Here is a 9,303-nt window from a genome sequence, read left to right on the forward strand (position 1 = left end):
GGGTGGCGGGGCGGGGAACCGGATTGCGGCCGTGGGCCGTGGGCCATGTAATCTGTTGGCTCATCCACGGGTGCGTAGCTCAGGGGTAGAGCGCTGCTCTTACAAAGCAGATGTCGGCGGTTCGAAACCGTCCGCGCCCACCAGTGCGAAGGCCCCCAACCGATCACGGTTGGGGGCCTTCGGCATCTACTTCTGACATCAGCGGGCGGTCACCCACGGTCGGGAGGCTGCCGCTTCAGCGTGCGGTCCAGGTGGCTCACGGCCTCGCGTTGCGTGTACTGGACGACGTGGGCCGTCAGACAGCCGCCTTGGCGATGATGCGCTCCATCTCCTCCTGGCCGAAGGCCCGCAGAGTCGTGGAGCGGATGTTGCCCACCCCGCCGAGTTGCAGGAGCGCTGCCGTGGCAGTTTCGTCGTCGGGTGCTTCGACGATGGCCACGAGGTCGTACGGACCGACGGTCCAGTAGATGCTCAGAACCTTCGCCCCGAGCTTCTGTACCGCTGACCCGAAGGCTTCGGAGCGCTTTGCGGTGTCCTTGTAGTTTCGGACCCCTTGATCGGTCCAGCTCAGCAGGGCGACGTACGTCGGCATGTTCCTTCACCTTCACGAGGAGACGCATCGTGAGGCCAAGCCTGGGCATCCGGGCTGGGATCCGCACGAGATGCGCACCCGAACAGGTTCAGCGGCACACGTGGGCGGGGGAACCAGGACGCGGGCTTCGTGTTCCTCGCGCGTGGGCGCTGTGTATGTCCGGTGCGGCTGGGCACTAGGGGTCATAGGGTTGACCGCTCGCGACTCAACCTTCGCACGTACGTTCACTTGACCTCACATATTTGCTTACCGAACCTCCCCATCGAATCCGGGTTCAAGGTGCCCGGAGCGCCGTTCGGGGCGGCGTCGGGCTGTCAGAGACCCTGGTGACGCGCCATGTCCAGCTCCGTCGTTTTCTGGGGGTGCACTGGTCGCGAGGCGTCGTTTTCAGGCAAGTTGTGTTGGTTGGTGATCGAGGTGCAGGCGTCAGGGGTGGGTTCCGTCCTGGCGCGCTATGTGCACAATGGCTCGTCCCCCGATCACACGTTCGCTGTTCTGGACCTGAGCGACACGGAAACTCCTTCTAAGATTGCGAATTTTTTCTTGTCAGCACATCTGGTATGCCTGGTGGTCCCCTCGCTCTGGGCGACACCCGCTGCCCCCCACGGTGTTGCCGCTCGACGAACGAGGAGGCGTCGTCGCCTTGCGCTCTCCGGGGGCAGAGCGTGACGTCCGCCCCGCTGACGGACCGGGAGATCTCCCTGGTGCGCACGAGCCTGTCGGTGGTCGCACCGCAGGCCACGGAGATGACCGTCTACTTCTACGCGATCCTCTTCGCCCGGTATCCCGAAGTGCGGGGGCTGTTCCCGGAGAACATGGACGTCCAGCGCGACCGGTTGCTGCGCGGACTGCTGCGGATCATCGATCTCGTCGATGACGTCGACAACCTCGTGCGGTTCTGCTCCCGGCTGGGTCGGGACCACCGTAAGTTCGGAGCGCTGGACGCCCACTACCCGGCCGTGGGTGAGTGCCTTGTATCCTCCCTGGCCCGCTTCGCGGGAACCGCCTGGAACTCCGAGGTCGCCGCCGCCTGGACCCGCGCCTACAACCTCGCCGCCGAGGTGATGACCGCGGCCGCCACCGACGACATGCGCCTGCGCCCGGCTTCCTGGGAGGCGCAGATCATCCGGCACGAGCACCGCGGCCACGGCATCGCCGAGATCACCGTGCGGCCGGACCAGCCCTACCCGTACGTCGCCGGGCAGTACGTGAGCATGGAAACCCCCTGGTATCCCCGTACCTGGCGGCACTATTCACCCGCCCATCTGCCGCGTGCGGACCACACGCTGACGTTCCACGTCCGGGCCGTGCGCCAGGGTCAGGTCAGCAACGCGCTGGTTCACCACGCGGTACCGGGACACCGGGTGCGGCTCGGCCCGCCCCAGGGCGATATGACCCTTGCCTCGGCAGGCGACCGCGACCTGTTGCTGGTGGCCGGCGGGACCGGTCTCGCGCCGATCCGCGCCCTGATCGAGGAAGCCGCAGTCTCCGGAATGCGGCGCTACGTGAACCTGTTCGTCGGAGCCCGCACCGCCGACGAGCTGTACGGCCTCAACGACATGCTGCGGCTGGCCCAACGCCACCACTGGCTGTCCGTCCGCGCGGCCGTCTCGCACGAGAACATTCCCGGCCAGCAAGGCACACTCCCGCAGGTCCTGCACGAGTTCGGCCCCTGGGACCGGCACGAAGCCTTCCTGTGCGGTCCGCCCGACATGGTCACCACGGCCGTGCACACCCTCCTGCGCCAAGGCACCCCCCGGGCCCACATCCACCACGACCCGCTCGACACGCCCATCCTCACCGCGCCTCTCACGCCGCCCCGACCCGGTCAGGAGTTCGACCAGTTGTGACCCGCCACGACGCCACCCCTTCTCAGGGAGAGCGCCTGCTGCAGACCCACCTGGGCACCAGCGAACGCGCAGACGCCTTCTACGACCGGCAGGTCCACCCGTACCTCACGGCGGCCATGCGTGAATTCATCCACCGCCAGTCGATGGTGTTCCTCTCCACCGCCGACGCCCGCGGCCACTGCGACGCCACCTTCCGTTCCGGGCCCCCCGGATTCGTCGCCGTGCTGGACGACCGCACCCTGGCCTACCCCGAGTACCGCGGGAACGGCGTCATGGCCAGCGCCGGCAACATCACCGAGAACCCGCACATCGGTCTGCTCTTCATGGACTTCACCCGCGACCACGTCGGACTGCACGTCAACGGCTCCGCCCAACTCGTCGACGACCAGGAGCTGCGGGCCGTCCACCCCTGGATCCCTGTCGACACCGCCCCCGGGCGGCACCCCGTGCTGTGGACTGTCATCAACGTCCACGAGGCCTACATACACTGCTCGAAGCACATACCCCACCTCGAGCCCGCCCCCCGTCCGCTGGGATTGGCGCGAGCCCGCCCCAGGGACCCCGACTACTTCACCGAGCCGGAACCGGCGCCTGTGGACTACGGTCCGGGGCCGGGCATGGCACCCACAGGCCCGGGCGTCCCCGACCACACGTACGTCCATGCGAACGCGCACCCTGTGCCCGGATCGCGCGACCGCTGAGACGAGAGCGGGTGGGCAGCCGTCGCGGCCCTCCGTGGAATGATTCCGAATCAGGCGCTGTCCTGGCGGTCCTGCAGGGTCCGGGCGACCAGGTCGTGGATCAAGTGCCGGCCCGCGCAGTTCTCCTTCAGGCGGTGGAGGTCGCCGGAGCCGAACCAGTCGTAGGCGGAGTGCTTGGACCATTCCAGAGGCGGCGGTCCGCGCTTCGCTTCTGGGCGAACGCATTGCCGTCCCGGTCGAGGACGATCGCGCCCACGGTCCAGGCCTCGCCGGGTGTGGGTACCGGCCACTCGACGCCGTGGTGCACGGTGACCGGCCGACTGCGTGAGGACATGAGCGTCAGGGTGGGCTGGGGCGGTTCCGGCAGCTGCCCTGTTCGTCGAATCGGGCGTGGGGCAGGGCAGTCCGACCCGGCGACGGCGCTCGTGCCGCCGCCGGCGATCGACCGATTCAGAGGCGTGTGGCGTTCCTCACAGCGAAAGCGCAGGCAGTGAAAGCAACTGCACCCTTTCGCCTTGTCTGTCTGTCCCGGTGTCGTTGTGTCGGCCGGGACGGGTGAAGAAATCGTGACGACTGATCGCTGCCCCGGCCATACGATCTTTCCGAGTCGCATCTGCGTGCCCCATTCCGCTGCGACCCCTTCTTCTCTTCTGTTCGGACCTCGAAGGGCTCTTGTGAAGATTCGCCGCATTCTTGCGACAGCTGTTGTCGCCGCAGTGACCACGCCTGCCGTCCTGCTGTCGGTAACCCCCGCGTTCGCCGACGGCAAGCCGGCAGCGCAGACGCAGGAGAAGCCGTCCGTCGCGGAGCTGAAAAAGGCCGCCGCCGCGGCGCAGGCGGCATACGACGATGCCGTGGCTGCCGAGAGTGCCGCATACGCGGCGATGGAAGCGATCTTCTCCGCGACCGATCCCGCCGTCGTGGCCGCCCAGGCCGCGGCAGCGGAGGCTGCCACCGCGAAGACCGAAGCCGACCAGGCGGTTGTCGACGCCACGACAGCGCTGGACGAACTCAAGGACACGGCCACCGACGCGGAGAGGGCCGCTGCTGAGGCGGCTCTCACCGAGGCCGAGACCGCGGCCACCGCCGCCGATGCGGCCAAGGCCGACGCGGACGCCGAGCTCGCTGCGGCCCTGGAGGCACGTGACGACGAGCGGGTCGCCGCAGCGCGGGCGTACGACCAGGCCAAGAAGGCCACCAAGGCGGCGCTCGCCGACAAGACCGCCGCCGACGAGACGCTGGCCAAAGCGGAGGAGGAGGCCGAGGAAGACGGTGAGGGCGACGGGGACTGTATCCCCGAGGCCAAGCTCACCACGGTCGTCAAGGGTCTGCCGTCCACGGTCGTCGCGGGCACGAAGGTCAACTTCAAACTCCGGGTGACCAACGGAACCGACGAGACGATGGACGAGGTGTTCCCGTTCGCCTACGTCCACGCGACCGACCGGAGCGGCCTCAACGACCTCGACGACCTGGTGCACCTGCAGTGGTCGCCCGCCTCGTCCTCGAAGTGGAAGAACGTCGACAACGAGCACTACATGGACCCGATCAGTCCGCTCAAGGCAGGCGCCCACACCGACGTCAAGATGCGCCTCACGATCGACGCCTCCGCACCGGCGGGCAACGGCGTCACCTTCGTCGCCGGTGACTACTGGAACGACAACGGCACCTGCGGTGGCAGCCCGGACCTCGAGGGCTACGAGTTCGTGATCGCCGCCGCCGGCAGCAAGCCCGGCAAGGTCGACGACGCCAAGACCGGTACGAGCAAGCCGAACACCTCGGACCTCAAGCCGCAGAGCGGCACGTCGGCCAGTCCTGTCAGCGGCAGCCTCGCAGCCACCGGCTCGTCCTCGACGTCGCAGCTCGCCCTCGCGAGCGGCGCGGCCCTGGCGATGGGTGCGGGCGCGATGTTCGTCGTACGCCGCCGCAAGGCCGGCTCGCACGCCTGACGCGTGAGGCGGGGTGACGGCCGGATGCCCCGGCCCGCACGCTGACCGCCCGACGGGCCCGACACCGCATGCACGGTGCCGGGCCCGTCGTGTTTTCCGAACCTGACCTGCCGGCGGACCACGATCCCCGGCCCGCTTGAGCGCGCGTGGCCGGAAAGACGGTCACAGCTCCTTGGCGGCGAGGATCGTGCTGAGTGGGACAGCGGCGTCGAGCAGGGCACGGGAGCGCGCCGCGATGCTCGCGTCCCGGGCGGCCAGCGCGGCTTCGACCCCTTCTTGCCCGTACCCGCGTCGCAGGCTCGGCAGCAAGCTCCGGAGCGGGTCGATCCGGTAGCCCGCGCTGCGGAGCTGGTGCACGATCCGGGCGTCACGGGCTTGGGCCGGCGAGTACCGTCTCGTCCCTCGTGGGGGAAACCGGCCCGGCACAGCGAGGCCCTCGGCGTCCCAGTGCCGCAGTGTCGACGGGCGCACTCCGAGCGCGGCGGCGAGTTCGGAGACGCTCATCGAGTCCGATGGGCGTACGTCCTCGATCAACTCGGAGGAGATCGCGGCGACGGCCTCCTTGGCGAGTTCCAGGTCCCTACGCTCCCGGTCGAGCCGGGCGTGTGCCGCGTCCAGCATGGCGAGCACCTCCGTGGCCGGGCGCTCATGCACGGCACGAACCATCCGCTTGGCCTCGACCGGACCCGTGCCGCTCGCGAGCGCGCGGTAGGCCAGTGCGGACTGCAGGTGGGTGTCCCCGTAGACCCGGTAGCCCGCACCCGAGCGCGTCGCTGGTGGCAGGACACCGTCGCGTTCGAGGTTGCGGACCTGCTGGACGGAGTACCCGGCACGTCGCGCCACATCGACCGTGCGCATGGCCGGTTCGAGGGTTGGCACCCGCCACCTCACAGGGTTCCGGTCCGAAGTCTCCACAAGCACCTTAATGAAACGCTTGAGCACATGACCATCGACGAGATCATCGACTTCGTGGACGGGTTCGACGGAACCCTGTCATTCAGGCCGGCACCCGGCGACGGCTCACCGGAGATCAGTTGGGGGGATACGTTCTTCTTCTACTCTCCCGACGGTGTCATGCCGGAAGCGACTCAACCGTTCGCGACGATCGTGACGAAGAACTGTCCGGGCGACGAGAGTTCGCGCCTGGACCGCCCGGACACCTTTCGTGTCAACATCGCCGCAGGCAAGGAGGAGTTCATCGACTGGACGGGCCACGCGCCGCGCGAGCCGGCCGCGGATGCGGACCCCGGCATCACCGATGCCGTGATCGCGCACCCCGTCTACGGTTCCGTCGCCTGGCTCGCAGTGGTGAATCCGGGCCGCCGGACGGATGAGGCAGTTCGCCGGCTGCTCCGCGCAGCTCATCACCGCGCACGTGCGCGTCATGAGCGGCGGACAGGCTCGGCACCGAGCCGGTAGCGGTCCCTCGTGCTCAGACGCGCTCCAGCGCGCGGTGCGGGGCCGGTGGGAGCTCGACCTCCACGGTGTCGTCCGGACGGACCGGGCCGCCGTGGCGGACCACGGCCATGATGCCGGACTTGAAGGTGAAGTCGCCCGAGACGGGATCGAGGGCGAACACCTTCCCGAGCAGGCCCTGCCGGAAGTCGTTGATCTTCGCGCACGGGTTGCGCAGCCCCGTCACCTCCAGCACGGCCTGTTCACCGAGGTGCAGCAGGGTGCCGGCCGGAAGGCCGAGCAGGTCCACATCCCGGGTGGTGATGTTCTCACCGAGTTGCCCGGCGGCGACGGCGAAGCCCTTGCGTCCGAGCTCGTCGAAGAGTTCTTCGTGCATCAGGTGGACCTGACGCAGGTTGGGCAGGTCCGGCTCGTAGGTCATGCGGAACTGGTGCCGGATCGTCTCGCCCGCGTGTACGTCCCCTTCGACGCCGAGGCCCGCGAGCAGCGTGACGGACGCACGATTGGGTTTGCTGAACGAGTACGTCCCGTTGCTGCTCACCGCTGTCACTCTGCCTGCCATTTCCCACCCCGTCCGTGTCAGTCAGCCCGCACGGCTGTGTTTGCCAGGATCGCAGCCCACGGTAGCTCCCTGTCCGCCGGACCCTGACGCGGTTCGTGCAGGGGCCAGACGTCTGCTCCGTACACCAGTGACACGCCTGCCCTGCGCAGCGCCCCGAGGTGTCCTTCCCACGCCGGATGCCGTGCGTGTGCCGCGTTGATCCGGGGGAACACCACCACCGGTACGCCGACAGTGCCGAGTGCCTCGCTCACCTGTGTCAGGGCCTGGTTGTCCGCGATGCCCGTCGCGAGCTTGGCGACGTAGTTCGCGCTCGCCGGCGCGACGACGTAGCAGTCGGCGACGGGGTGCGGGCGGGGCTCAGCCGGCAGACGGGGGGTGTCACGTACCGGCAGGCCTGTCAGTGACTCGAGTCGGTCCAGTTCACCGTTCGCCCGAAGCCATCGGGCGGCAGTCGGCGTGAGGGTCACCGCTACCTGCCAGCCAAGTGCGAGGGCAGGTTCCACCAGCCCGGTGCGCAGCGTCTCGACCCCGTCGGTCGCCGTACCCACGACGCCCAGCACTCCGCGGCTGTCCGCGCTCACCGGTTCCTCCTCCTGCCTCGGTCCGTCACTCGGCCGGTAGTACATCAGAGACGTCCTACGCCGCGCAGCGGCCGTCCGTACCCGCCGCGTGCACGGTGTGACGACGTATCCTCCTCCCCGTATTCGTACTGTTCCGGCGGCGCCGACGCCGTCTGAACACCTCCGCTCAGGCAAGCCCTCTGCGGCGCGCGGCAGTCGGAGGCGGAGGAGGGCGAAGGGGGCTCTCCAGCCGGGGTCAGTAGTTCATCCGGACTGCTGCGGCGGACCAGCTCATCCGAGAGGGGACAGGCGCCGACAAGGCGGCACCGTCACACCCGGCAGTGCTCAGTCGGTGATGCCGAGGTCCTCGCGCATGATGCGATGCATGGCGCCGAGTCTCGGATCCGCGGCCTTGAGATCCAGGAGCAGCTGCACGGCTGTTTCGCCCTCGCGGGGCAGGCCGCGGTCGATGCGCTTGAGCGCGGCGTCCACCCCGGCCAGGACCACGTTGAGTTCGCGGGAAGCGGCGAGGACGGCGTCGGGAACGATCATCTGGGCCTCGGCGTACCCGTCGCGGTAGTCCCGTCGGCCGTCCTCCAGCTGAGCCCGGTCGTCGTCCGTGTAGACCCCGTCGCGCATGCGGTGCAGGGCGTCCTTGAGCAGAGTGTGGAAGTGACCGGTCGCCCGGTTCATGGAGGTGTAGGCGGTACGCCGGTCCTCGAACAGCCGCCGTCGCTCCTCGACCTGCCCCTCCGCCGTGCGCTGGCGTTTCGTCACCCAGCTCGTGATCACCGGTGCGAAGAGCGTGCCGAGCACTCCGACGACTGCGGTGACCATGGCGGCTATGGCTGCACTCATGCCGACGAGCTTAGCCATGTGCGCCTCGGAGGTCGCGGCTCCGGCGGGCCCCGGGATGCGAGGGGGCGAGGCGCAGGGGACCGTGGAGGCATGTCCGAGCACCCCCCTGTGATCGTGTACCCGCCCTCGTCGACCGGTGGGCGGCGGGTGACTGTACGGGGACAGATCGTCGGGCTGGCGCACGGGCGTGGGGAGGTCGCCTCCTTCCTGCGGCGCGCCGGGCTCGCCCAGGGCGCGGAGGAGATCGATCTGGAGCAGCCTGAGTTGATCGAGTGGCGAGGCGGAGACCTCGACACCTGGAGGTGAGCCCCGTGAGACGTCGTGGAGCACACCGGCACGAGGCTTCGCTCGAACCGCCCCCGGCTACTACGGGGCGGTCGGGGGCGTCCCGGACGCCACGCAGAGGGGCCTCATCCTCGACTGGGTGGTGAGCCGGCGGGTCGCGGCCGGGTGGCGGGTGGAGTTCCGGACCGGCAGTCAGGCCGTGCTCGTGCGCGGGCAGCCGGTCAACCATGTGCTGCACGCCTTTCTGACGGCCTTCTCCTGCTGCGCGTGGGGCGTCGTGTGGGCGGTTCTGGCACTGACCAACAAGGTCGAGCGGGCGGTGCTCACCGTCGACGCGCAGGGGCAGGTCATCACTGTGGGAGCGCCCTGAGCATGGCCCGGCTGCCACCCGAACGGGTGCGTCCGGGTCGTGGCCGGGGAGGACGTCGAACAGGGTCGGAGCTGCCCGCAGCAGTGCGGGGCGGTCCGTTCGAGCGGAGGAATCCCATGGCCCAGTCAGCATCCCCACCCGGGTCCTCGCGCCCCTCCGCCCC

General features: G+C 69.1%; 12 protein-coding genes and 1 tRNA gene. 7 read left to right on the forward strand and 6 right to left on the reverse strand.

The genetic code is table 11. The annotated features are described in order from the left end of the window. Positions 1-68 precede the first annotated feature (68 nt). Positions 69-143 (forward strand) — tRNA-Val (locus tag BFF76_RS24035). A 152-nt stretch (positions 144-295) separates the two neighbouring features. On the opposite strand, the gene BFF76_RS24040 is transcribed toward BFF76_RS24035, so the two are convergent. Then, positions 296-592 (reverse strand): GYD domain-containing protein, encoded by a 297-nt coding sequence (locus BFF76_RS24040; protein ID WP_031100236.1) that lies wholly within the window; start codon positions 590-592, stop codon positions 296-298. A gap of 665 nt (positions 593-1,257) precedes the next feature. Here BFF76_RS24040 and BFF76_RS24045 point away from each other — a divergent pair. Both BFF76_RS24045 and BFF76_RS24050 read left to right on the forward strand, forming a co-directional pair. Next, the gene (locus BFF76_RS24045) at positions 1,258-2,442 is read left to right on the forward strand and encodes a globin domain-containing protein (RefSeq protein ID WP_031100238.1); all 1,185 of its coding nucleotides are present in this window, start codon (positions 1,258-1,260) and stop codon (positions 2,440-2,442) included. After that, positions 2,439-3,143 (forward strand): pyridoxamine 5'-phosphate oxidase family protein, encoded by a 705-nt coding sequence (locus BFF76_RS24050; protein ID WP_031100240.1) that lies wholly within the window; start codon positions 2,439-2,441, stop codon positions 3,141-3,143. The genes BFF76_RS24045 and BFF76_RS24050 overlap by 4 nt, the downstream gene beginning before the upstream one ends. 127 nt (positions 3,144-3,270) lie before the next feature. Here BFF76_RS24050 and BFF76_RS31635 read toward each other — a convergent pair whose 3' ends face one another. Continuing rightward, positions 3,271-3,477: a hypothetical protein gene (locus tag BFF76_RS31635; protein ID WP_244167338.1), complete on the reverse strand. Its 207-nt coding sequence runs from the start codon at positions 3,475-3,477 to the stop codon at positions 3,271-3,273. A gap of 340 nt (positions 3,478-3,817) precedes the next feature. On the opposite strand from BFF76_RS31635, the gene BFF76_RS24055 reads away from it, so the two are divergent. Next, positions 3,818-5,089: an LPXTG cell wall anchor domain-containing protein gene (locus BFF76_RS24055; protein ID WP_031100242.1), complete on the forward strand. Its 1,272-nt coding sequence runs from the start codon at positions 3,818-3,820 to the stop codon at positions 5,087-5,089. Between the two features lie 162 nt (positions 5,090-5,251). Here BFF76_RS24055 and BFF76_RS24060 read toward each other — a convergent pair whose 3' ends face one another. Further along, entirely contained in the window at positions 5,252-5,947 is a 696-nt protein-coding gene (locus BFF76_RS24060; RefSeq protein WP_031100243.1) for a MerR family transcriptional regulator, read from the reverse strand. 84 nt (positions 5,948-6,031) lie between these two features. Between BFF76_RS24060 and BFF76_RS24065 the strand changes: the two genes are divergently transcribed. Further along, on the forward strand, positions 6,032-6,508 hold the full coding sequence (locus BFF76_RS24065) for a DUF6194 family protein (RefSeq protein WP_053928504.1): 477 nt from the start codon (positions 6,032-6,034) through the stop codon (positions 6,506-6,508). A 13-nt stretch (positions 6,509-6,521) separates the two neighbouring features. On the opposite strand, the gene BFF76_RS24070 is transcribed toward BFF76_RS24065, so the two are convergent. The 3 genes from BFF76_RS24070 to BFF76_RS24080 form a co-directional block, all read right to left on the reverse strand. Beyond that, positions 6,522-7,067: an MOSC domain-containing protein gene (locus tag BFF76_RS24070; protein WP_031099321.1), complete on the reverse strand. Its 546-nt coding sequence runs from the start codon at positions 7,065-7,067 to the stop codon at positions 6,522-6,524. 17 nt (positions 7,068-7,084) lie between these two features. Beyond that, the gene (locus tag BFF76_RS24075) at positions 7,085-7,648 is read right to left on the reverse strand and encodes a flavoprotein (RefSeq protein ID WP_244167339.1); all 564 of its coding nucleotides are present in this window, start codon (positions 7,646-7,648) and stop codon (positions 7,085-7,087) included. A gap of 324 nt (positions 7,649-7,972) precedes the next feature. Continuing rightward, positions 7,973-8,485, reverse strand: a complete 513-nt coding sequence (locus tag BFF76_RS24080) for a hypothetical protein (protein WP_065849043.1) — start codon at positions 8,483-8,485, stop codon at positions 7,973-7,975. A 90-nt stretch (positions 8,486-8,575) separates the two neighbouring features. Between BFF76_RS24080 and BFF76_RS24085 the strand changes: the two genes are divergently transcribed. Then, the gene (locus tag BFF76_RS24085) at positions 8,576-8,791 is read left to right on the forward strand and encodes a hypothetical protein (RefSeq protein ID WP_031099314.1); all 216 of its coding nucleotides are present in this window, start codon (positions 8,576-8,578) and stop codon (positions 8,789-8,791) included. Positions 8,792-8,909: 118 nt separating this feature from the next. Beyond that, entirely contained in the window at positions 8,910-9,140 is a 231-nt protein-coding gene (locus tag BFF76_RS24090; RefSeq protein WP_078850766.1) for a DUF8108 domain-containing protein, read from the forward strand. The last annotated feature ends 163 nt before the right edge of the window (positions 9,141-9,303 follow it).

Origin of the sequence: Streptomyces mutomycini, assembly GCF_001700505.1 — a bacterium.
GTDB classification, from domain to species: Bacteria; Actinomycetota; Actinomycetes; order Streptomycetales; family Streptomycetaceae; genus Streptomyces; species Streptomyces mutomycini.

Bases quoted from the DNA above. Each gene is read 5' to 3' on its own strand.
- BFF76_RS24040 (WP_031100236.1), bottom strand. From the start codon at position 592: ATGCCGACGTACGTCGCCCTGCTGAGCTGGACCGATCAAGGGGTCCGA.
- BFF76_RS24070 (WP_031099321.1), bottom strand. From the start codon at position 7,067: ATGGCAGGCAGAGTGACAGCGGTGAGCAGCAACGGGACGTACTCGTTC.
- BFF76_RS31635 (WP_244167338.1), bottom strand. From the start codon at position 3,477: ATGTCCTCACGCAGTCGGCCGGTCACCGTGCACCACGGCGTCGAGTGG.
- BFF76_RS24080 (WP_065849043.1), bottom strand. From the start codon at position 8,485: ATGAGTGCAGCCATAGCCGCCATGGTCACCGCAGTCGTCGGAGTGCTC.
- BFF76_RS24065 (WP_053928504.1), top strand. From the start codon at position 6,032: ATGACCATCGACGAGATCATCGACTTCGTGGACGGGTTCGACGGAACC.
- BFF76_RS24060 (WP_031100243.1), bottom strand. From the start codon at position 5,947: ATGCGCACGGTCGATGTGGCGCGACGTGCCGGGTACTCCGTCCAGCAG.
- BFF76_RS24085 (WP_031099314.1), top strand. From the start codon at position 8,576: ATGTCCGAGCACCCCCCTGTGATCGTGTACCCGCCCTCGTCGACCGGT.